The organism is Enterococcus sp. DIV1368b (assembly GCF_050529595.1).
In the GTDB taxonomy this organism is placed as follows: domain Bacteria; phylum Bacillota; class Bacilli; order Lactobacillales; family Enterococcaceae; genus Enterococcus_B; species Enterococcus_B mundtii.
In genome coordinates, this window is record NZ_CP172883.1 from 278116 (window position 1) to 301013 (window position 22898).

The 22898-nt window shown below is 35.7% G+C and carries 23 protein-coding genes and 1 pseudogene; 19 read left to right on the forward strand and 5 right to left on the reverse strand.

Annotation, left to right across the window (positions count from 1 at the left end; translation table 11 throughout):
- Nucleotides 1-131 precede the first annotated feature (131 nt).
- The 6 genes from pepV (at nucleotide 132) to IGJ19_RS01360 (ending at nucleotide 6234) form a co-directional block, all read left to right on the forward strand.
- Nucleotides 132-1550 (forward strand): dipeptidase PepV, encoded by a 1419-nt coding sequence (pepV, locus tag IGJ19_RS01335; RefSeq protein ID WP_071866157.1) that lies wholly within the window; start codon nucleotides 132-134, stop codon nucleotides 1548-1550.
- A 305-nt stretch (nucleotides 1551-1855) separates the two neighbouring features.
- Entirely contained in the window at nucleotides 1856-2560 is a 705-nt protein-coding gene (locus tag IGJ19_RS01340) for a GntR family transcriptional regulator (protein ID WP_071866158.1), read from the forward strand.
- 170 nt (nucleotides 2561-2730) lie between these two features.
- Nucleotides 2731-4062, forward strand: coding sequence for a PTS sugar transporter subunit IIC (locus tag IGJ19_RS01345; protein ID WP_430604308.1), 1332 nt, complete (start codon nucleotides 2731-2733; stop codon nucleotides 4060-4062).
- A gap of 56 nt (nucleotides 4063-4118) precedes the next feature.
- Entirely contained in the window at nucleotides 4119-5474 is a 1356-nt protein-coding gene (locus tag IGJ19_RS01350) for a glycoside hydrolase family 1 protein (protein ID WP_074799611.1), read from the forward strand.
- A 259-nt stretch (nucleotides 5475-5733) separates the two neighbouring features.
- Nucleotides 5734-5913, forward strand: coding sequence for a hypothetical protein (locus IGJ19_RS01355; protein ID WP_074799612.1), 180 nt, complete (start codon nucleotides 5734-5736; stop codon nucleotides 5911-5913).
- Between the two features lie 135 nt (nucleotides 5914-6048).
- Complete coding sequence (locus IGJ19_RS01360) at nucleotides 6049-6234, forward strand: hypothetical protein (RefSeq protein ID WP_074799613.1); 186 nt, start codon at nucleotides 6049-6051, stop codon at nucleotides 6232-6234.
- A 110-nt stretch (nucleotides 6235-6344) separates the two neighbouring features.
- Here IGJ19_RS01360 and IGJ19_RS01365 read toward each other — a convergent pair whose 3' ends face one another.
- Nucleotides 6345-6725 carry a PH domain-containing protein gene (locus IGJ19_RS01365; RefSeq protein ID WP_074799614.1) on the reverse strand — a complete coding sequence of 127 codons (381 nt, stop codon included), beginning with the start codon at nucleotides 6723-6725 and terminating at the stop codon, nucleotides 6345-6347.
- Nucleotides 6726-6949: 224 nt separating this feature from the next.
- Between IGJ19_RS01365 and IGJ19_RS01370 the strand changes: the two genes are divergently transcribed.
- Nucleotides 6950-8407, forward strand: coding sequence for an NAD-dependent succinate-semialdehyde dehydrogenase (locus tag IGJ19_RS01370; RefSeq protein ID WP_071866163.1), 1458 nt, complete (start codon nucleotides 6950-6952; stop codon nucleotides 8405-8407).
- Between the two features lie 36 nt (nucleotides 8408-8443).
- On the opposite strand, the gene IGJ19_RS01375 is transcribed toward IGJ19_RS01370, so the two are convergent.
- Both IGJ19_RS01375 and IGJ19_RS01380 read right to left on the reverse strand, forming a co-directional pair.
- A complete protein-coding gene (locus IGJ19_RS01375; RefSeq protein ID WP_062805833.1) occupies nucleotides 8444-9403 on the reverse strand; it encodes a glycosyltransferase family 2 protein in 960 nt (319 codons plus the stop codon).
- Nucleotides 9404-9541: 138 nt separating this feature from the next.
- Nucleotides 9542-9892, reverse strand: coding sequence for a PepSY domain-containing protein (locus IGJ19_RS01380; protein WP_019724280.1), 351 nt, complete (start codon nucleotides 9890-9892; stop codon nucleotides 9542-9544).
- Between the two features lie 200 nt (nucleotides 9893-10092).
- On the opposite strand from IGJ19_RS01380, the gene pepA reads away from it, so the two are divergent.
- The 4 genes from pepA (at nucleotide 10093) to ytpR (ending at nucleotide 12945) form a co-directional block, all read left to right on the forward strand.
- The gene (gene pepA / locus IGJ19_RS01385) at nucleotides 10093-11172 is read left to right on the forward strand and encodes a glutamyl aminopeptidase (RefSeq protein ID WP_019724279.1); all 1080 of its coding nucleotides are present in this window, start codon (nucleotides 10093-10095) and stop codon (nucleotides 11170-11172) included.
- A gap of 123 nt (nucleotides 11173-11295) precedes the next feature.
- Nucleotides 11296-11616, forward strand: a complete 321-nt coding sequence (locus IGJ19_RS01390) for a thioredoxin family protein (RefSeq protein WP_260697267.1) — start codon at nucleotides 11296-11298, stop codon at nucleotides 11614-11616.
- Nucleotides 11617-11637: 21 nt separating this feature from the next.
- Nucleotides 11638-12093 carry a universal stress protein gene (locus tag IGJ19_RS01395; protein WP_071866165.1) on the forward strand — a complete coding sequence of 152 codons (456 nt, stop codon included), beginning with the start codon at nucleotides 11638-11640 and terminating at the stop codon, nucleotides 12091-12093.
- 246 nt (nucleotides 12094-12339) lie between these two features.
- The gene (ytpR, locus tag IGJ19_RS01400; protein ID WP_071866223.1) at nucleotides 12340-12945 is read left to right on the forward strand and encodes a YtpR family tRNA-binding protein; all 606 of its coding nucleotides are present in this window, start codon (nucleotides 12340-12342) and stop codon (nucleotides 12943-12945) included.
- Between the two features lie 46 nt (nucleotides 12946-12991).
- On the opposite strand, the gene IGJ19_RS01405 is transcribed toward ytpR, so the two are convergent.
- On the reverse strand, nucleotides 12992-14296 hold the full coding sequence (locus tag IGJ19_RS01405) for a S1C family serine protease (protein ID WP_066025889.1): 1305 nt from the start codon (nucleotides 14294-14296) through the stop codon (nucleotides 12992-12994).
- A 427-nt stretch (nucleotides 14297-14723) separates the two neighbouring features.
- On the opposite strand from IGJ19_RS01405, the gene rlmH reads away from it, so the two are divergent.
- The 8 genes and pseudogenes from rlmH to IGJ19_RS01445 all read left to right on the forward strand — a co-directional run bounded on the left by rlmH (nucleotide 14724) and on the right by IGJ19_RS01445 (nucleotide 21066).
- Nucleotides 14724-15203, forward strand: a complete 480-nt coding sequence (gene rlmH / locus IGJ19_RS01410; protein ID WP_034689953.1) for a 23S rRNA (pseudouridine(1915)-N(3))-methyltransferase RlmH — start codon at nucleotides 14724-14726, stop codon at nucleotides 15201-15203.
- Between the two features lie 357 nt (nucleotides 15204-15560).
- Entirely contained in the window at nucleotides 15561-15917 is a 357-nt protein-coding gene (locus IGJ19_RS01415) for a hypothetical protein (protein WP_115357139.1), read from the forward strand.
- A complete protein-coding gene (locus IGJ19_RS01420; RefSeq protein WP_071866168.1) occupies nucleotides 15908-17194 on the forward strand; it encodes a hypothetical protein in 1287 nt (428 codons plus the stop codon). Before IGJ19_RS01415 ends, IGJ19_RS01420 begins: the two co-directional genes overlap by 10 nt.
- Nucleotides 17184-17909 carry a hypothetical protein gene (locus IGJ19_RS01425; RefSeq protein WP_071866169.1) on the forward strand — a complete coding sequence of 242 codons (726 nt, stop codon included), beginning with the start codon at nucleotides 17184-17186 and terminating at the stop codon, nucleotides 17907-17909. The genes IGJ19_RS01420 and IGJ19_RS01425 overlap by 11 nt, the downstream gene beginning before the upstream one ends.
- Nucleotides 17910-17918: 9 nt before the next feature.
- Nucleotides 17919-18449: a hypothetical protein gene (locus IGJ19_RS01430; protein ID WP_071866170.1), complete on the forward strand. Its 531-nt coding sequence runs from the start codon at nucleotides 17919-17921 to the stop codon at nucleotides 18447-18449.
- A gap of 327 nt (nucleotides 18450-18776) precedes the next feature.
- The gene (locus IGJ19_RS01435; protein WP_071866172.1) at nucleotides 18777-19163 is read left to right on the forward strand and encodes a DUF4176 domain-containing protein; all 387 of its coding nucleotides are present in this window, start codon (nucleotides 18777-18779) and stop codon (nucleotides 19161-19163) included.
- A gap of 207 nt (nucleotides 19164-19370) precedes the next feature.
- Nucleotides 19371-20039 carry a hypothetical protein gene (locus tag IGJ19_RS01440; RefSeq protein WP_233433751.1) on the forward strand — a complete coding sequence of 223 codons (669 nt, stop codon included), beginning with the start codon at nucleotides 19371-19373 and terminating at the stop codon, nucleotides 20037-20039.
- A gap of 314 nt (nucleotides 20040-20353) precedes the next feature.
- Nucleotides 20354-21066: pseudogene (locus tag IGJ19_RS01445) on the forward strand (TIM44-like domain-containing protein).
- A gap of 135 nt (nucleotides 21067-21201) precedes the next feature.
- Here IGJ19_RS01445 and IGJ19_RS01450 read toward each other — a convergent pair.
- Nucleotides 21202-22848 carry a 6-pyruvoyl-tetrahydropterin synthase-related protein gene (locus IGJ19_RS01450; protein WP_430604309.1) on the reverse strand — a complete coding sequence of 549 codons (1647 nt, stop codon included), beginning with the start codon at nucleotides 22846-22848 and terminating at the stop codon, nucleotides 21202-21204.
- Nucleotides 22849-22898 lie beyond the last annotated feature (50 nt).

The following is a 22898-nucleotide window of genomic DNA, read 5'->3' on the forward strand; positions in this document are numbered from 1 at the left end:
CTTTTTTTCATTATAGCTTATAATATTTATGGAAAAAACTGTTTCGTTTATCCGTTGTCTGATTTTTTAAACAATTTGTCTGATTTATGTTATGATGAACTCGTAGACTGAATGAGTGGAGGAGTAACTTTATGACAATCAATTGGCAAAAAGAAGTCGAAGCACGTAAAGAAGACTTGCTTGAAGACTTAAAAAATCTTTTACGCGTAAGCAGTGAACGTGATGATTCAAAAGCAACTGCAGATGCACCATTTGGACCTGGGCCTCGTGACGCATTGAAACACATGCTTGCTTATGGTGAACGTGATGGCTTCGTTGTAAAAAACGTGGACAATTACGCAGGACACATCGATTTAGGTGAAGGAGACGAAACCTTAGGGATTTTTGGGCATATGGATGTTGTGCCTGCTGGCGATGGTTGGGATACTGATCCTTACGAACCAGTGATCAAAGACGGAAAAATCTTTGCTCGTGGGTCAAGTGATGACAAAGGTCCAAGTATGGCTGCCTATTATGCGATGAAAATCATCAAAGACCTAGATTTAGAATTATCGAAAAAAGTTCGCTTTGTCGTAGGTAGTGATGAAGAAAGTGGTTGGGCAGATATGGCTTACTACTTTGAACATGAAGAAGAACCTGATTTCGGTTTCTCACCAGATGCGGAATTCCCGATCATCAACGGAGAAAAAGGCAATGTTTCTTTCGCATTCCGTTTTAAAGGCGATAATGCCGGCGACTATGTATTGAAATCATTTACGTCAGGTTTACGTGAAAACATGGTGCCAGGAACAGCGACTGCAAAAATTGAAGTACCAAGCGCAGATGCAGCAGTTGCATTAGAAAAGGCATTTTATGAATTTATTGAAGCAAACCCAATCAATGGTTCGATTGAAGCAGAACATACATTTGTTACGATCAACGTAGTCGGAAAAGGGGCACATGGCGCAAGCCCACAATCTGGGATCAATGCCGGCTCTTTCTTAGCGAGCTTCCTTGATAATTATGAATTTATTGGTGCAGCTAAACAATTCATCCATGTGGCAGCTACTTACGTCCATGAAGACTTTTATGGTGAGAAATTAGGCGTTGCCCACGAAGACGAAAAAATGGGTAAACTAACAATGAACGCTGGGTTGTTTGCGTTTAAAGAAAATGGTTCAGAAGACGATAACTATATCAACATGAACTTCCGTTTTCCTAAAGGCACAACCACAGATGAATTAGAAAGCAAACTGAACAAAACAGTAGCAGACGAAGGTGCCTCAGTTACTCGTGGTGCCCGTGTAATGGAACCACATTATGTACCAATGGATGATCCGTTGGTTGAAACATTATTACAAGTCTACGAAGATCATACCGGCGAAAAAGGCTATGAGCAAATCATCGGTGGTGGCACATATGGACGCTTATTAAAACGCGGTGTGGCGTATGGCGCAATGTTCCCAGGCTACACAGATACGATGCACCAAGCAAATGAATTTATGAGTCTAGATGACTTGTTCCGTGCGACAGCGATTTATGCGGATGCTATCTATCGTTTGGCGAAGTAAATCATCTTTATTCGTACTTCAACATTCATTGCAAAAGTCAGAAATAGTTGTATGCCTAGCTTAGATATAACATGATAAAATCAATAGGTAACAAATGACAAAGACTTGAGTGACACCTGGCCTTCAGAGAATTGGGCTTCTCTGAAGGCTTTTTTTGGATTCCGAAAAGCGGATATGTTAGTAAATGAATAAACATCTGACTGACTAGTCATTTATTTATTAGTTATAGTTGTAAAGGTTGTTTACATTTGCTTGTTAATCTAATATTATAATAAGTGTATACAAATTTTGGAGGTGAAATGAATATGCCTAAATACATCGAAATCGCTCGTTCTTTGAAAAATAAGATTATCGAGGGTGAATTTAAAGAAGGCGAGCTATTACCAAACCAAGAAGCATTGGCAAAAACCTATCATACGAGTCGAGTAACTGTCAGAAAAGCGATACAGTTATTGATTGATGAATCTTTACTTTACACGAGACGGGGATCAGGGACATATGTTAGGAGCAATATAAAAAAGGACAATGAGAGTGTGACCCAGATCAATAGCGTATTTGGGACTTCTGCTCAAGAAGGGACGGCGGTGACCAGTAAAATCATCCGCTTTGATGTGCGTTTTCCCACTTCTTATGAGTCTGAAGAATTGAAAATAAAGGCGACTGATCCGGTCTATGATATTAAACGAGTGAGATATGTCGATGAAGAGGCGAGAAGTATAGAGACATCTATCATGCCTCTTAAGTACATCAAAGATTTGGATGAAGAGATTTTAAAGGGGTCTATCTATAACTATATCAGAGAAGAGTTAGGTTATGTGGTCAGTGCGGCCCGTCGAGTGATCATTGCTTCAAAAGCAAATCATTTAGACAGTGAAGAGTTTGAGATCGAGGTAGGCGACCCGATTTTGGAAACCAATCAGATCGTCTTTTTTGATGATGGTACGCCGTTTGATCTATCTAAGACAAGATATCCCTATACGTCAGGGAAAATAGTAGCAGATATCAATTAGATAATAATACTTAAAAGACTGTGCTTGTCACGATCAAGTGTGGTCTTTTTTCTTTCTTTTGAAAATAAGTATACACTAATTTTAATTTTGTGTTTACAAAAACGCTTACAGGTGATATTCTGTATTAGAAATTGATATACAACTATAGACAATTCAGGAGGCATAAATAAATGGATGAGAAAAAAAGGGAAGCTTTGATGGGGAAATTTGTTTTAACAGCTCAAAAAATCGGCAATCAAGTTTATTTAAGAACACTACGTGATTCATTTGCTACTATCATGCCTTTATTCATTTTAGCAGGTATTGCTATTTTAATTAATTCGGTAGTGTTAGATCCGTCAGGTTGGTTCCAAAATATGATCAGCGCGGACACAATGGCATCTTGGCAAAACTGGGGATCGATCATTACGAACTCGACCCTTAATATCACTGGGATTATTCTTGTGATCACCATTGGCTATTTCTTGTCAAAAAATAGAGAGTATGATAATCCAATTGGCGTCGTGATCGCTGTTGTTCCAGCATTTTTGACGTTGCTTCCAACAATGATCGAGACAACGCCGATCAATGGGGAAACGGCTGTGGAAATCAGTGGGGTCATCAGTTACGGGAATATTGGTTCAAAAGGAGTCTTTGCTGCCATCATTACTGGATTATTGGCAACAGAGCTATACATTCGTCTGACACGTTCTAAAAAATTGCAAGTCAACTTAGGAGATAGTGTTCCGCCAGCGGTAGGAAAATCTTTTAACACGATGTTTCCATTGATCATTGTCGTTTCATTGTTTGCCTTTGCTTCATTTTTGATCCAACTAACAGGAAATGATTTTATGAGAATCATCGAGCAATTCATCCAAGAACCGTTACGTGGTGTAGGTACGTCATTTATTGGTTACTTATTTTTAGTTTGCTTTGGCAACTTACTATTTTCTTTCGGTATTCACCAATCTGTCATCACAGGTCCGATCTTAGATCCATTGTTGATGGTAAATATGAATGAGAATATGGCAGCTACTGCGAATGGTGAAGCTGCTCCTCACATCATTAACTCAGCGTTTCACCAAGTATATGGCGCTTTGATGGGTGGAACGGGTTCGACGATTGCTTTAGTGATAGCAATATTGATTTTTAGTCGCTATCAAGCATATAAAGATTTATCTAAGTTGGCGTTAGGCCCTAATATTTTCAACATCAATGAACCTGTGATTTTTGGATTACCGATCGTCTTCAACTTACCGATGATCATTCCTTTTGTATTGTCACCGATCATAGGTACGACCATTGGCTATTTAGCAACATCGATGCAGCTAGTCAATCGCTGTGTGGTGCCAATTCCTTGGACGACACCACCGTTTTTAAGTGGCTTTTTAGCAACAGCAGGTGATTGGCGAGCAATTGTTGTTCAAGCAGTCATTATCGTCGCGTTAGTCTTCTTCTATCTGCCATTCTTAAAAATCAGTGAACGGGTTGCTCGTACAAATGCTGAGACGAGTCTTTCTTAAACGATTGCTAAAGGAAATTGACAAATTATAAATAGAACGATGATTGGAATGATAAGATGGTAAAGGAAAAATTTTTCTGGGGAGATTCCTCCTCAAGTATGCAAACTGAAGGTGCTTGGAACGAAGGTGGAAAAGGGTTGTCTGTTTATGACGTTCGTGAAGCCACTGAAACTACCTCAGATTGGAAACATGGGATTGATCGCTATCATAGATATGAAGAAGATCTTGATTTGATGCAAGAAATGGGCATGAACTTTTATCGTTTCCAAACTTCTTGGTCGCGTGTCAATCCAACAGGTGATGGGGCATTCAATGAAGAAGGACTCTTATTTTATGATCGTTATATCGATGCGATGTTAGAACGGAATATTGAACCGATGCTATGTCTCTATCATTTTGATATGCCGCTTCATCTTGCGCAGAATTACGATGGATTTATGAGTAAACATGTCGTAGATGCTTTTGTGGAATACGGAAAAAAAATGGTAGATCGCTACAAGAACAAAGTCAAATATTGGGTAACTTTCAATGAACAAAATTTGTATTCAACACCGTTGGCACTATTATATGGAGGAACATTGAATACGGAAGATACAGCGGATAATATTCATCAAATTGCGCATAATATCATGGTCGCACATGCCAAAATCGCCAACTACATCCATGAAACGACAGATGGGCAAATTGGTGGGATGTTAGCCTATTCTAATATGTACCCTGCGACTAATCATCCCAAAGATATATTGGTTGCGAGAGAATGGGATGAATTTATCAACCAGAATCTTTTGGATGCCTTTTGTGGACGTGGTTATTCGAAGCAAGTTTTGGCGTTTGAAAAACAGCATTTGAACGTAGATATGACAGAGGAAGAACTTGCTGAGATTGGAAAAGTAACAAGCGATTATTTAGCCTTCAGTTACTATTGTACCGGAAGTATCAGCCATAAAAACATTCCAGTAGATATTGCGCCAAATTATTATTTGACTTATGGTGAAGTGGAAAATCCATTTGTTTCAATGAATGAGTGGAATCTAGGAATTGATCCTCTTGGCTTTAGAGATATCATCAACAAGATGTATCAAAAATACAATCTACCGATTTTCCCTGTTGAAAATGGGATAGGCACGCAAGAAACATGGGATGGCAATACACCTATTCAAGACGACTACCGCATTTATTACCATGAACAACATATTAAAGCAATGCAAGATGCAATGAGCATTGACGGCTGTGAAGTACTAGGTTATCTTGGCTGGGGATTAATTGATCTACCTAGCTCAAAAGGTGATATGGAAAAAAGATACGGGATGGTTTACGTTAATAGAGGAAATCATGATCTGCGTGATATGAAACGCGTACCTAAAAAAAGCTTCTATTGGTTCAAAGATTTTCTTGAAAAAGAGCAAGGCTGATAGAATGAGTAATTAATAGCAAAAAAGCTGCATGTATTCGCTGGATCAAGTGAATGTATGTCGCTTTTTGTACGTTCTTATTCGTTTTGGGTTAAGTGATAAATCAACCATACAGTTGGTTGACTGAATGTTTATAAGCGACTACCAACAGTAATGTTTCTCTTTATCGTTTGGAGGAAATACTTTTTTTATTTTCAAAAAAATTCGTTCATTCTGTCGACATTTATTCAGTAAAATAATTACTAAAGGGGGAATTACGATGGAACACGAAACACTAGAAAGTCTTAAAGAAAGAAAAGCGCGAATTTTAGCAACAGTCAAAGAGCAAGCATTAAATGAAGTCGACAGAAATAAAGAAGTAACGAAAGATAGTAAAGAAGTATTACACAGAGATGATTCTCAGGCTGTGGGGCAAAGCGAAAAAAATAAAGAGAGATAAATTTTCAAAAATCCAGAATATGAATAGAAGATACTTGAACGTCTCACCATCCTGTTCGATTGATGCGACTTTCTAGATTTTCATGGTTACAGTGAATCTTAAAAACCAAGCTTTTTCAAAAGAAAGGAGAGCATGATGAAAGAAAAAGATCTAGATAAGTTAAAAGAGAAAAGAAGACAAGAAATCGAAGGTATCAAACAGCGCTCTTTTGCAGAAATCAGTAAAATCAAAGTGAATAATATGAAAAAACTAAAAGTAGACAAAATGGACTTTAAAGAAAAAAGAGCGAATCATCAAAAAAATGAAGGACGTGTACTATAAAATTTTTATTTTATTAGGAAGAGTTTTACAGAAGACGTCAACACAAAGAGCTTACACACCCAAAATTTGAAGTATTTTGGGTGTGTAAGCTCTTTGTGTTGATCGTAAGTTTAAGATAAGACAGCTGTTGCTAGCGCTTGTTGTACAGCGATGATATTCTTATCTTTTCTAAATTGTAAAGACTCTGCGGGTAGTTCTGCGCTAGAGATCCAAATTTTCAATTCGGCATCTAAATCAAAATGCCCACTTGTTTCAATCGAAAAACGTGAAATCGAGCGGTAAGGGATCGATTTATATTCGCTTTTTTTACCGGTCATTCCTTGTTTATCGACGATAATCATCCGACGGTCGGTGAAAATGATCAAATCACGCACTAATTTGAACGCTAACTCTACCTGTTCCATTGGAATCAGGATTTCTTGAACCTCTCTTGTGATATTGGTTGTATCTTTTTGGATAGCATTTCCCATCAAGCCATCAAATAGCCCCATAAAAACACTCCTTTAGTCGTAGGATAAAATCATTGTAGTACTCTATCTCATTTCTATCTCATTGTAACAAAGCTTTTGAATGAACGAGCAATTTATTCTTCAAAAGAATAAAAAAATTGAATTTGTAAGGCTGAGTCGGACAAATTCATCTTAAACAGATGGTTTGAGCTTTGACTTTATTAATGTTACGGTTGTTATGTAATTAAGAATAGAGGAGGCAAACTATGGGGAAATATGATTTACCGCAAGTAGAAACTCATCTTTATATTAATGGCAAATGGCTTGAAGGCTCTGAAGGAACAGTTGATGTCGTCAATCCAGCTACTGGTGAAACGTTAGCAAGCGTTCAACAAGGTGGCGAAAAAGAGACAAAAGAAGCCATTGAAGCTGCCAACAAGGCATTCGAAGGTTGGTCAAGAACGGCACCAAGCGAACGAGCAAAATTAATGAATAAAATGGCTGATCTAGTAGAAGAAGACAGCGAACGTTTAGCAAAAATCATGACGATGGAGCAAGGGAAACCGCTTGCTCAAGCGACGGCAGAAATCCAAACAAATGTCGAAAACCTTCGCTGGAATGCAGCGCAAGGCCAACGAATCATGGGAGAAATCATTCCTTCACCTGAAGGGAAACAATGGCAAGCACGTAAACAACCAGTAGGTGTCGTCGGCGCCATCACACCATGGAACTTTCCATCCAACATGATCATTCGTAAAATCTCGCCGGCAATCGCCGCAGGCTGTACGGTTATCTTAAAACCAGCAAAATCAACACCTCTATCAGCACTTGCGCTGATGGAACTATTCCACAAAGCTGGCTTTCCAGATGGCGTCGTAAATATCGTCATGGGGGACTCCTCAACTATTGGAAAGATTTTGTCTGAATCGGATGATATCCAAAAAATCACATTTACAGGTTCAACAGAAGTTGGACAAATTCTAAATGAACAAGCAGCACCTACCTTGAAAAAAGTTTCTATGGAGCTAGGTGGACATGCGCCATTTATTATTTTTCCAGATGCCGATGTAGAATTAGCAGTCGATACATTGATCAAAACGAAATTTATCAACAATGGACAAGTATGTACGTCACCAAATCGAATTTTTATCCATAAAGAAATCAAAGAACAAGCAACAAAATTGATTGTGGAAAAAATCAGAGAAGTGACTGTTGGAAATGGCTTAGACGATCCAACTACGGGGCCATTGATCAATGAAGAAGGCGTAAAAAAAGTTGAAGAACAACTAGAAGATGCAGTAGCTAAAGGAGCAGAAATCTTGGCTGGTGGTCATCGTCTAACGGACGGAGAATATGCAAATGGCTTTTTCTTTGAACCGACAGTATTAGATGGCGTGAAAAAGGAAATGGATATTTTCTACAATGAAACATTTGGACCAGTGATCCCAATCATTACATTTGAAGACGAAGAACAAGTAATCAAAGATGCCAATGATACGATTTTTGGTTTAGCATCATATTTCTTTGCGACGAATATCCATACGATCAACAATGTAAGCAATAAATTGCAATATGGCATGGTCGGTGTCAATGATACGACGATCTCAAATTCTGCGACACCATTTGGGGGAGTCAAACATTCAGGGTTTGGCCGTGAGAACGGAACTTTTGGGGTAGAGGAATATGTCGAAGTGAAGTTTGTGACGATTGCATCAGAGAAATAAATGATAAGATAAAAAGAAGAGGATGATTGCATAAAATCATCTCTCTTCTTTTTTATTTTGGTGATACTCATGATAAACATGATAGAGGTTCAGTTCGTACTCTTTCTTTGCATTTGTAACGACCGTATCTAAAATCATACCAGTAACTAGTGAAAGTAAAGCTAGGATCATCAATCCTGTACTTAATATGGCTGAAGGGACTTTAGTAATAAAGCTCGTCAACATAAACTCCCGAATGACAGGAATCCCAGTGAACAGACCAGCTAAAAAGAAAATGACTGTCCAGATATTGAAAAATAGGATAGGTTTATAATCTTTACACATTTTAATGATCATCATAATGACTTTGAAGCCATCAGAAAAGGTATTCAATTTTGATTCGCTACCTTCTGGGCGATCACGGTAATCAATAGGGAGCTCAACTAATTTGAATTTTTTATCTAAGGCATGAATGGTCAATTCCGTTTCGATTTGGAATCCCGCACTCATGATCGGAAAACTTTTGACAAAAATACGATTAAATCCTCGATAGCCAGTCATCACGTCTCTTATTTTTGTTTTATATAAACGAGTGATCGTATTTTTAACTAAATTATTGCCAAAATCATGGAAGGCGCGTTTATTTTCTTCAAAGTAAGTACCATTAGAAAGACGGTCGCCAATGACCATATCCGCTTCGCCAGAACGTAATTTTTCTAAAAGTCCATGTACGGCTTCGGCTGGATAAGTATCATCTCCGTCTACCATCAAGTAGTAGTCCGCATCAATATCAAAAAACATTTGACGAATGACATTTCCTTTACCTTGACGAGGTTCTTTTTTTACAATAGCACCCGCTGCAACTGCTAAGTCGTAGGTGTTGTCCGTTGAGTTATTGTCGTATACATAAATATCTGCTTCTGGTAATTCTCGTTTAAAGTCGGCAATGACTGTAGGAATCGTTGCTTCTTCATTATAACAAGGAATCAGGACAGCAATTTTTTCTGTGTGATTCATTTTTCACTCTCCTAAATAAATTGAAAAAGTTTAAACTAAGCATAACCTATCATGTACGTTTATACCAGTTTTTATGCAAAAAAAGAAGCTCTTATCCATAGGAAAGCCTATTTCTAAGAGAATCTTTTAAAAATGAAATCAAGCATCTGTTCCTTTTTTTCTAGAAATATCTAAAACAGTACCAGTATAGGCATCTGCTAAAAATTCATAATAGACGACTTCACCATCTTCTATGCGAGAAATCCCACCACGATAAGCTTTTGAATGAATTGCAAATTTACGTGTCGGTTCTTTCTCAAAAGAGATCCAGGAGCCTTCAATCGAGCCTTCATCTAAAAACGCTTCTTTGATGGTAGCTAAGACTTCATCAGCGGACATCGTTTTGTTGCGATTGTACCATAGTGCAGTTGCCACGCCACTTAATAATCCTAAACCAAGTCCGACAGCTAAACCACCTTTGAAATAGGCCTGTTCACTTTCTTCATACATGCTGCTTGCCCTCCTTTACACTTTCACAAGTTTCTTTGGCTTTATTTTACCACACTATCTGATTTTCTTTGAAATAAATAACCGTTTTGAAATAAAATACGGTATAATAATCACGATAGATTTGTCCAGATACTATTTTTTAAGACAAATCAAAGCTGAGATTGAAAGGAGACAAGTCTGAATTATAGACGATCATTATTATGGATGAAAAAACATTTCAACGTATTAAAGAATTAACAGAATTACAAGGAACAAGCGGTTTTGAACAAGACATCCGCGCGTACATGGAACAACACATGGAGCCACTAGTTGATGAATTACAATTAGATGGATTAGGTGGGATCTTTGGATTGCGCCATCACCAAGAAGCGGATGCCCCTCGTGTCATGGTGGCAGCACACATGGACGAAGTTGGTTTTATGTTGACACAAATCCAAGATAACGGATTGTTCAAAGTGGTTCCGCTAGGCGGTTGGAATCCTTATGTAGTATCGGCTCAACGCTTTACATTGAAGACATCAACAGGGAAAAATTACCCATGTATTTCTTCTTCTGTTCCACCACATTTATTACGTGGTACAAGCGGTCAAAAGTCAGTCGAAGTAACAGATATTTTATTTGATGCTGGTTTTGAATCAAAAGAAGAAGCAATGAGTTTTGGTGTCCTACCAGGAGATACGATCGTTCCTTTTGCAGAAACGATCAAAACAGCAAACGGCAAAAATATCATCAGTAAATCATGGGACAACCGTTACGGTTGTACGATGGTCTTGGAAGCATTAGAAGCCCTAGAAAAAGAAACATTAGGTCATACGCTGATCGCCGGCGCCAATGTCCAAGAAGAAGTTGGTTTACGTGGATCAAAAGCTTCAGTGAACAAATTCAAACCTGATCTATTCTTTGCGGTAGACTGCTCTGCAGCAGATGATACAGTAACGAAAAAAGGCACATTTGGTCATCTAGGAGAAGGCACATTGATGCGTATCCAAGATCCAGGATTGATCATGTTGCCGCGATTACGTGAATATTTATTAGATATTGCTGAAACAAACAATATTCCTTATCAATACTTTGTATCAAAAGGCGGTACCGACGCTGGTGCTGCTCATACACAAAATGAAGGAATCCCAAGTACCGTTATCGGTGTCGTTGGACGCTATATCCATACGCATCAAACGATGTTTAGTATCCGTGACTTTGAAGCAGCCAGAGAAATGTTGATCCAAACATTGAAGGGCTTAGATAAATCAACGGTGAATACGATCGTTTACGGAAAATAAGTAATCAACGAGTAAAGGCGATCCGCTTTTGCTCGTTTTTTATTTTTTAGATATAGTTTGGTCAGTTTTTTGTAAAGGTGTATAATTTAAGTAGAACATAGAATAAGAAAGAAGTGTGAACCTATGATTACTCCTAAAAGTCTTGAAGAAGTAGCCGGTTATGTTGAAAAAGGCAATCATATCTTTTTCTTTACTGCCGATTGGTGTGGCGATTGTCGCTTCATCAAACCACAAATGCCAGAAATCGAACGTCATTTTTCAGAGTGGACATTTGTCGAAATGGATCGAGATGCGTACATCGATTTAGCAGCAGAATGGAATATTTTCGGTATTCCAAGTTTTATTGTCATCAAAGATGGGAAAGAGCTAGGTCGTCTGGTCAATAAAGATCGTAAAACAAAAGAAGAAATCGAACAATTTTTAGCAAAAACGATTCAGCAGTGAGAAACGAGAGGAGTGGGAAAAATGGAACAAGCATATAAGAAAATATTAGTTGGAATCGACGGAAGCGAGCAAGCGTTTGCTGCATTCAAAAAAGCCGTCGAGGTAGCTCGTAGAAATGAAGGCACAGTATATGTGACGAATGTGATCGACCAACAATTTTATCAATTTATGGGGTATACGCCTATTGACCAATCCTTGATCGATCAACAGACTGAATCAGCAAAACAATTGATTGAAGAATGTAAAAATTACGGAAAATCCGTTGACTACCAAAAAATAGAAGGTATTGTGGCTTATGGTTCGGTCAGAGAATCTATGGCAGTAAAACTACCAAAGAAATATCAAATCGACTTGATCATGATCGGTCAATCAGGTTTGAATGCCGTTGAACGCTTTATGACTGGGAGTGTGGCAAGCTACGTGATTCGACAAGCTCCGTGTGATGTCCTAGTCGTTTCAGAACCAAGAGAAGCCTAGTTTTTGATTCAATAGGCAGATCCTTGAACAAAAAAGACGAGGAAACGAAAGATGGTGCATTTCGTTTCCTCGTCTTTTTTTGTGATCCGTGCTTTCTTTTTATTCCGGCAAGTTTTTCTAAGAGAATTTATCATGCAAGAACTTCCTTTTTTTGTTAAGATAATACAAGAGAGTTTGGTGCTGATCGATCTACTCAGTTGCCATAAATCAAAAACAACTTCAACAAATGATATTGGAGGAAACAAAATGATTTTTGCTTATAATCGCGCACATGTGGGCGACACATTAATGGTGATCATAGCCGACGATAAAGGCACGGAAAACACTGTTAGTCGTAAATGGAATGTTGCGCAAATCAAAGATGAATCTGGTCAAATCGTTGCATGGAACTTTTTCCATATCTCAGATCATCTAACAATTGAAGGCAATGGCCAAGTAACAATCTCAGAAGAACAACTAGCTGAATTGAACCGTTTGATCAAAGAAGCTGGCTTTGAAGAAACATTGGAAAAAGACAACCAACCGAAAATCGTTGTTGGTTACGTCAAAACTTGTGAACCTCATCCAGATTCTGATCATTTATCTGTAACTGAAACAGAAGTAGATGGTGGTGAAGTTTTACAAATCGTTTGTGGCGCACCGAATATTGAAGCAGGTCAAAAAGTAGTCGTTGCTAAACCTGGTGCAATGATGCCAGACGGTATGATGATTTGGCCTGGAGAATTAAGAGGGGTCAAAAGTGACGGAATGATTTGCTCTGCAAAGGAACTTCACGTACCTAACGCCCCAGAGAAAAAAGGCATCTTAGTTTTACCTGAAGATGCGATAGTTGGCGAAGCATTCAAAAACTAGCATGAATAAAAAAACGACTACCTCCATTGAGGTAGCCGTTTTTTTATTAATTATTTGAGCCATTGGAACTATTTGAATTTCCTTGATTTAATGCAGTATTATCAATTGTCAATTTGATATCTACAGTTTTTTCTTCTTCGCCACGGTAATAAGTGATCTTCACAGTGTCACCAACTTTTTTACCATAAAGCACAGACTGTAATTCAACACCAGATGAGACTTCTGTATCATCGATTTTTGTGATGACATCATATTGTTCTAAGCCAGCTTTTTCCGCAGGCGTTGCTGGTTGAACCGAACGAATGATCACGCCATTTGTTACAGAAGATGGTAATTTCAAGATCTGTTCCTGTTGTTGTGTAGAAACGGCGGAAAGATCGGTCATTGTGATACCCAGTGCAGGGCGTGTTACTTTTCCATCTTTTTCAAGTTGATTGATGATATTTACGACATCATTACTTGGAATCGCAAAGCCCATTCCTTCAACACTTACACTTGAAGAATCAGAAGTCGATGCAATTTTACTTGAATTGATACCAATAACTTGGCCTTCGATATTAACTAGTGGACCACCAGAGTTCCCTGGGTTGATCGCTGCATCTGTTTGGATCGCATTGATATTCACTGTCTCATTAGATTCATTTGTACTTGTCACTTGACGATTCAAGGAAGAAACAATTCCTGATGTCACCGAGTTTGCGTATTGAGAACCTAGAGGAGAACCAATCGCAATCGCAGGTTCGCCGACTTTCAATGAAGCAGAGTCGCCAAATGAAGCAACAGTATCGACTTTGTCAGCACTGATTTTTAAAACAGCTAAATCAGTATAAGCATCTGTACCGACTAATTCTGCTTTCACTTTTGTTCCATCTTTTAGTAAAACTTCTAGTCCTTGTTGTCCATCGACAACGTGATTATTCGTCACGATATAAGCGGAATCGCCCTCTTTTTTATAAATCACACCGCTACCTTCACTGTAAGCTTGCAATTCGCCATCTTCGCCACTACTTTCTTGTTGTTGGCCAAATAATGAACCAAACGGGTCAGATGATGAACTTTGTTTTTGTAGGTTGATAACAGAAACAACTGCTCCTTGCACTTTATCTACTGCAGAAGTGATATCTGAATCTACATTGACTTTTACATTTTCGACAACTGTTTCGCCTGATGCATTTTGTGTCCCACTGCTAGAAGAAGTCGTTACTGAGTTACCACCTCCAGTTGCTGCATAAAAAATACCGAAAGTCAGTAATCCGCCAATCACGCCACCAACTACGCCAAGACCTAGCTTTCGCCAAATGCCATTAGATTTTCTTTTTTTCATTTTTGGTGTCACATCTCTTCTGTCCATGTGATCTGCCTCCATTTATTATTTTCTTGATAAGTTAAGTATAGACTTATTTACTAAATTTAGTCTACTTCCAGACTGTGAACTTTTTATGAAAAACATTAGGAAAAATAATTGTTTTCAGATGAAAAAATAAAATACAAACTTATACACAGGAATTGTGGAAAAGTATTTGTAAAAAATGCGTATAAATGCCCATAAAAGTTATCAACAACTTGTGGAAAAAGTGGAAAAATCTGTGCGAAACATATGTTTGCTTAAGAAATACTTATGAAATAAGCAATAAAACCACGATAAGCTGTGGATAAACCTGTGGAAGATGTGTATAACTATGTGGGAAAACTTTTTTAAATCTCTTTGTCGAATAAGAATACTCTATTATAATAAGAAAGAAGAATTCGATATGAAAGACCGAGGGAAGGAAATTATTATGAATATAAAAATCATTTCAGTTGGAAAATTAAAAGAGAAATATTTGATCCAAGGAATCAATGAGTATGTCAAACGACTTAAAGCATATGGAAAAATCGAACTAATCGAAGTACCTGACGAAAAAGCACCAGAAAATCTTAGTGAAGCCCAAATGCGCCAAGTCAAAGAAAAAGAAGGCGAGCGTATACTCGCAAAAATCAAAGATCATGAATTTGTCTACGCTTTAGCGATCCAAGGCGAAAATCCTACCAGTGAAGCCTTTGCAAAGCAAATTGATCAATTAGGCATCCAAGGAAAAAGCCAGCTCGTCTTTGTCATCGGTGGCTCATTAGGATTAAGCGATGACGTCATGCAACGCAGCAATGCCCAAATCTCCTTCGGCAAAATGACCTACCCGCATCAACTGATGCGTCTAATCCTCGTTGAACAAATTTATCGCGCGTTTCGGATCAATACGGGGGCGCCGTATCATAAATGAAATAATGATCGATATCACGAATGACTGTCAATAAATGACGGTCTTTTTTTAATGTTATTTTAACGATTATGAAACCAAAACGACGTTTTATGATATGTTCTATTTTTCAATTGATTATTATATTAAAATGGAAATATATCGAAGGTGTAAAGTTAATTTTATCAGTTATTTTATTTGATCAAAGAGCTCATTTTTTTATGAAATAATAAAAATCGTTTTAATCGTTTTAAATATGAAAATAATTCAGAAAAAATTCGTATTTAGTTTAAGAAGGACAGTATCTAAAGAGCAAAGCTATCGTTTAGGAAAAAGAATGTTGTAAGAAATCAACCATCAAATATCTAAGAAGGTGAATGAATGTCAATAGACAATGAAATGATCTATGAGAATCAAAAAGAAATTTGGAAAGTGGAACACCAACAAGACGAATTAGCAAATGGAAAACGTAGGTTAGAAAACCAGCTCCTTCAATTAGAAAAAGAACTTCAAAGAGGTTTTCGCCAATTATCTGAAGTGAATCATGAAGATATCCAACAAGGCATGGCCAATGCGATTTGGATGCAGAAGGAGTATGAAGCAAAGCAACAAACATTTCAACAACAATTTCATCAGGCACATGAAGAACTTGATTTTTCGTACAGGAAAACTTTACAAGGATTAGAAGTAGAAAGAGAAGAGTTGTTTGCAGAAAGGAGAACATTTGAGTGGGATTAGTTTATGTGAGTGGGGAATCATCAGAATTTATGTCAGCGTTAAAGAAGAACTTAGCCAGTAGTAAAGAAACGATCAATCAACTAAAGAGAGGAAGTCAAAAAGTCGTATCAGCTGTTAACGGAAACGAATTGTCTGGTGCAGCATATACAGCAGGAAAAGGATTATTTAGTGAATTGATCATTCCGACAATTACACGAACAACGAATGCGATTGAAAAAATTGAACAGGAGCTACAAAGGTATAAAGTCGCGGATCAGATTGTAGCAATGGAAGGATACTTGGATGAGAACAAACTGAACCAGCAACTGGCGACGACGCGAGTTATGAAAGCATCAGTAGACACGACTTCTGCTTTTGTTCAGTCCCAAGCACAAAGTAATCCGTTCGTCGGCATTCTCGAAACATTGCTAAATGTCCAACGAGATCTAAATCGTATGTCAGAGAGCTTTCAACAAGATATTGATCAATTACAAAATAAGCTAAAAAAATTACATAATTTCAATTCTCAAACTAGTGGATTATTCAGTCATAGTTTGGATGAATTGAAACTGGCAATGCAGGGTGTATTAGTGTTAAAGAATACGAGAGTGCGGACAGATGGTTCATATTTGTTACCCGAGGGGATAAATAAAAAGTGGTTTACTTCTGATCAAATGGATATAGAAAATTATGATGAAGTTATTTCAGTACTTCAAACAACAGGGGGGACTCTGGCTAGTGAGAAAACAGAGAAACTATTTATACAAAAAGGAATACAGCATGGTCAAGATGCTTCCGACTATATCTGGAAAAACCGATATTCGTTAGAATTACCAGACGGAAAGATTTTGGGAGAAGTTCCTGGAGCCACTCTAGCTGCAAGAGAATCGGCTGAGAATGCAATAAAAGGGGTATTTAAATATGGAGGTAAGGTAATAACAGAAGGAGCAGGATTATTAATTGGTGTAGGGATAGATATAGTTTCAGGTGATAGTGCTGAAGAGGCTTGGGGAAAAGGAATAATTACAGGATTAGCTAGTGCAGGAGTAGTAAGTGGTATAAAGCTTAGTACTGGAGCATTAGCTGCAGTTGGACTAATTTCTGCTCCTGTAAATATTGGTATAGTAGGTTCTATAGCTGTAGGTATAGGTGTAGGTATTGCGAATGATATTTTAAGAGAAAAATTTAAATTTGTTAGAGATTTTGAAGATAGTGTGGGACAAGCAGTAGTATCTGGATGGGGTGATTTCACTGAAGGGGTGAGTGGTTTTATTGGAGGCCTATTAGATGGAATATAGCCGTAAAATTATTGGTGGGAAAATATATAATATTGCATTTCAAAAAAATAAAATTATTCGCGGATGGTTGTTATTAGTAACAGAAAACAATGAAGAATTTGTTGTTCGACAGAATTCAAATTTGTTAAGGTTGGGCAACTATCATCTGAAGAGAGAAATATATAAATCTAATACTTCTTTAATGAGTTTTTCTGTAGACTGTAAAGAGATAGAGAAAGATTATAAGAAAAAATCGAACAGTAATTACATAGGTAGTGCGGTTGCTTTAGTATTATATCCAATAATAAGAAAAATAGTTCCAGTTGAATGGTTATGGGATAATTCTGATCAATCTTTTAATTTTTCTATAGGTATAAAAAATCTATTGTTTTTTTGGCTAACTATAATAGTTTGCTTGTACTTTTGTTCTTTCTTTAGAAAAAGAAATTTTCTTTTTAAAATGATGAATAATGATTTTGATGTAAGTTTTTTAGGAAAGATAAATCTGATTAATAATTCTAAATATACAAAAAAAGTATGGACAATAAATAATCTAGTTGGTCTAGCTTTGATTATTTGTTTTACAATCATTTTTTTGTTTATAATACCTTTTTTAGTACAAGCAAGATTGCTAAGTTTGTTGAGTTTTTATATAGTTAAAATTTTTTTGTTCAATGGTAAAGTTTGGTTCGTTAATAATGATGTGAAATATATAATGTTAGAAAGTGTATCTTGAGTAAATGATATGGAAATAGAAGATGGTGAGATTAGAAATTTATGCTTTGATAAAAAAAGAGTAATTCCAGGTTGGTGTCTATTGATTTCAGATAATAATGAAGAATATTTAATAAGACAAAACAATTTCATGGTAGGTTTAAAGCAATATAGAGTTAATAGAAAGATCTATCAAGCCAGTATTTCTTTGAGTGAATCCAGTATTTCTGGTTTAGAAATGGAGAAGGAAATCAAGAAAAAATCAGAAAAAAGTTATTTAGGAGTAGCCATTGGACTTCCTTTAAGTAACTTAGTGAGGGACTTTATTCCACAGAATTGGCTTTGGGGCAAAAGTAATTTGCCAATAGATATGTTGGAAGGAATCATCAATTTATTATTCTTCTGGTTAACATTAGTCGTTTGTCTTTCTGTTGTCTCTTATTGGAGAAAAAATAGATTAAAAATGGAATTAGAAAAAAGAGGTAGTTCTTTAAAGCTTATAGGTAAGGGATATGCAATTACTCCATTGATCATTACACAAAAAAATTTAAAGTGGTGGTGAGAAGAATGAAGATGATTCATTGCGTAAAGGTATTAATAGTAGGGATAGGATTGCTTATATTTTATGGCATATTTACGCTAGTGCTTCCTTTTTTGATACAAGAAAGATTATTATTTTTTCTTACAGTGTTTATTCTTGTGAGTACTATATATAATGGCAAAATATATTCAACAAAAAAAGTGAAATATAAAATAATATTTGATAAAGATGATCGGTAAATATGTATATCCTTTTTTTGTATTAAATTTCTTATGGAATAGAAGTCGGAAATACAGAGATTGAGCCTACTAATAGCAACAGCTATAATAACTAGAATGGAGAATACATATGGAACAAACTAACTTATTGCCTTTGGGTAGTGTTGTGTACATGAAAGAAGGAATTATGCCATTACTAATTGTTGCGCGACAACCGATTTTGAAGATGCAAGAGGAAATTTATTACTTAGATTATGCTGCAGTAAATCAACTAACTGGTTTAAATAATATTGAAGAAATAGCGTATTTTAATAACGAGGACATTCGAGAAATTTTATATCAAGGATATATAAGTGAAAATGAAAAAACAGTTTTAACAGCCTTAGAAGAATGGAAGCAAAATAATTTGGATATCCCTAAAGGTAAAGTTATTGATCTAAAACATACTTCTAAGAAAAAAGAATACGGGGATTTAGGAAAAAAATCTTTATTGGAAGGAGAAACATTTGGTTTTTAATTTTATATTGAGTTAATGAGAATGCTAGCAAGGATTATTAAGCCCATCAAATACAATTTAAAGATGAGGAGGAAGATCGTTTTGGTTGGTTTTTTATGAAAAAATCACAGAAATAAAATACTATAGAACTGTTTTGAAACTAATTAAGTAATAGCTTATAGTGCTAAATTTTCCAGAATCAACTGAGAAACTTGAAGGAGGCTTTAGATGATAGGAAACAACTGTGCCCAAGAGATTAAAAGAATTAATGGCAGATATTATTTACTGGAATTAAATGATGGATTGTACATTGTTGATTATTTTAAGTTAATGAGGCTGAGAAACTTTTTTCCGTTTAGTACCTTTTACGACAACGCTCCGAAAAAAAGTTGGACTGCATATAAAGTAACTGGATCAGCAGAAATTTTTGAAGGTAAAAAAATACCTGAAATACAATTTTATGTTCCTGAATCTTATGGAATTTTCGGAGTTTTTGTAATTAGTCCTTTTCTTATATTTTTGGGCTATCTTGAATCAATATATTTAGCTCTATTGATTGGTAGTGTTCTTAGTACATATGGAATAATATCGACCTGTCGACTATTACATAACAATAAGAAAGTGAAAGAAATCGTTAAAGATACGACAATTGTACAGTTAGTACTTGTTGAAAATAAAAGGTCAAAAATTTATGTATTTCTGAGTAATTTTTTATCATGTGTATATGGTATGTTTATAGGTTACCTATTTATATCGGCAATTTTATCAGGTGACTTTTGGAAAGTTATTTTTGTTTCATTAGTATCACCTACAATTTCATTAATATTTGGAAAAATCATATCAAATTTTAGAGAAGTTCCAGATGCATCTTCTAAATATCAAATTGAAAAAAGATGAAAATTACATAAAAGATTATCAATTGAAATGATTGTATATTTTGAACCCATTATTCTAATCGATTATGAGGATAAACAAAAGATGAATGTGTGAAAAGAAATAATATGACTACCAAAATTTAAGTTTCTGTTGAATGTGTATGTATTTTTTAGTCCACCTCTAAGCATTTAGGAGCATAGGTGCTGTATCTTTGAGAATCTATCAAGAAATCCTACCAAATAAAGAAAATTAGGAAATCATTCATTGTTCCATAGGAATCTTGTAATAATTATTTGATAAGGTATCATCGTGGGGGATTGAGAAAGAGGGTTCAGATGAAGAAAACTTATCAAGTGATTTGTCTATTGATCATGGCTTTTTTGTTTTTTACGCCCGTTCAAACTTTTGCCGTAGCAGGTGGGCATGGTGGTGGTTCAACCGGTGGGGGCTCTGGTGGCGGTTCGATAGGGGGAGGTTCCAATTCCTATTATCGGAGGAGTCGGACGACTAATAGTAACAGTACATCAGAAGATTTTCTCTTTGTTGCTTATCATTAGGAAGTATATTTGTTTTTTCTTTATTTAAAAAAAAGAAAACGCACAATATGGATATCAATGATTTGTTATCAAGAATGCCTGGAACAAAGCGTGAAAAGAAAAAATTGCTTTCTGAGATCAACAGAATCTTTTATGCAATACAAAAATCTTGGGAAGAAGAGGCTCCTGAAAAAGCAAAAAATTGTTATACTTCAAGATTATTTGAAGAACATCAGCAAGTGTTACAAAAAAATAAAGATGACGGTGTAAGAAATCATACAACGAAAATAGCCATTCAAGAATTGGCTAACTACCGACAAATCAATGATACTAGTTTCTCTATTCGAATCGATTTTAGTTGTTTCGATTACTTAGTCGATCGAAAGAACCAGCAGTTGATTTCAGGAGATAAGCGGGAAAGGCTTTATTTTTCGCAAGTATGGTATTTCAACTACTCTGAAAAAGACAAAATTTGGCAAGCAGATTTTATTCAACCGATATTTTTAGATTGATAGCGTGTCTTTAGAGGATAAATGATCAACCATATAAAATAAGATGACAAAAAAGAGGATTGAAGAATCAATAAGATGCTTCAGTCCTCTTTTTATAGTTATTGAAATAGATGATTCTCTATCATGATTAAATAACTAAAAAATGTCATTCGTGATATGAGTATAATGGGATCCTAACTTAGTCTTATAGGAATTATATAAGAGAAAAATCAGGAAAATCATCAATGAAATTAGAGAGAGATATCTTGCGAAAATAGCGAGATTTGTATAGGTATAAGTAATCACAATTGTGTTTTTACCGGGTGGGATGACTAACTCAGTTGTACCTATTGAAGATAAAGAAGTTTCAACTGGAGTGTTATTCACTGTTGCGATTTGTCCATCATAATGGTAAAGAGATGTTGTGAAAACTGATTTTTCATTATTTTTATTATCAACTTTAATTGTATATTTACTATTAGTAAAAGAAGTCTCGGGTTTTATTTCCTCATTATTAAGGAAGTATTTATGATTGTTAATCACATCTGGATATTTTATTGATTCTTTATTTGCATAATCAGTATGCTGGTAGTTCTCGGCAGCAGAAATAGCATTTTCAGGTTCGATGCGAGTTAATGAGTCATTATTCGCTACTAGATTAATTATCCCAGAAAAATGAAGGGTAATCCCAATTAGAGTAACACTGATGATTTTTATCATATTTTTTTTATTATATAAATTATAATAGATTAAGATACTTATTGTATAAGCTAAAAACAATGAAGTGAAGCCATTCAATCGCCAAATAAATTGTAGGCTCTTTATAGGGGTACTGTTCAGTAATTTTAAGGGAAATAAACTAGTACAACAAAAAAGTGTAAATATACCAAGCGCGAAAATGAATTTATCAGTAACTTGCAATTTTTTTACAAAAGTAAAAGTTACTAATAATCCAATAAAAATAAAGAATCCGATTGTATAATTTCTATAGTTATTATTTAAAATATGAGAGAGCATATCACTAGGAGCCATCCCGATTAATTCTCTTCCTTGAGGTACTTTGAGTTCTTGTGCGCTAGATTGCTGAATAAATGGAATTAAAAAAGCCGCACTTAATAAAAAGGTCACTGTAGTTGCTTTTAACAAGCTTAATAATCTAGACATTTTATTATTCCAAAAATAAAAAGATAAAATTATGGTGATAGCTATAAAGCCTGTAACCATTGCTACCGATAGTAAATGTGTATAGACTACTAAAGTCATACCAATAGTAAGCCAATACCACTTGCTATAATCGCCCACATATATTTCATAACAACCAACCAATATTAGAGGTAAAAAGGTTAAAGCAACTGCTTCTCCTAGTGAGGCTCTAAAAAAGATATCAATTGCGCGATAGCCTGCAAATGTGTATATGATAGAAAATAGTAGAGCGATGTATCTGTTTCTTTTTAATTTATTCATTGAGAAGTAAGCTATTAACATTGTTAAAAATGTTATGAAAAAATAGTATAAATTATAACTCAATACAAGATTACCTGTAATTTTAAAGAAAAAACTAGCCGGGTAAAAAGTTAACCAAGGGTAGAAAACGTTTATCATAGTACCATGATGGGCAAAATTATTAAAATTGACTGGAGAATCCCATACATTATCTAAACCTACAAGGCGTGACAAATGAAAATATGTGTCTTGAGACGAGTTATGTAAGATTCCATGTGTCAAAAATAAAGGTAGTACATACATCATACTTAAGCAAAGTATAAACATGATATCTATTAATTGATATTTATTCTTTTTCATCTTTTTCTCCTTTTTTTCATCTATTACTAAAAACATTTAATAATATTATA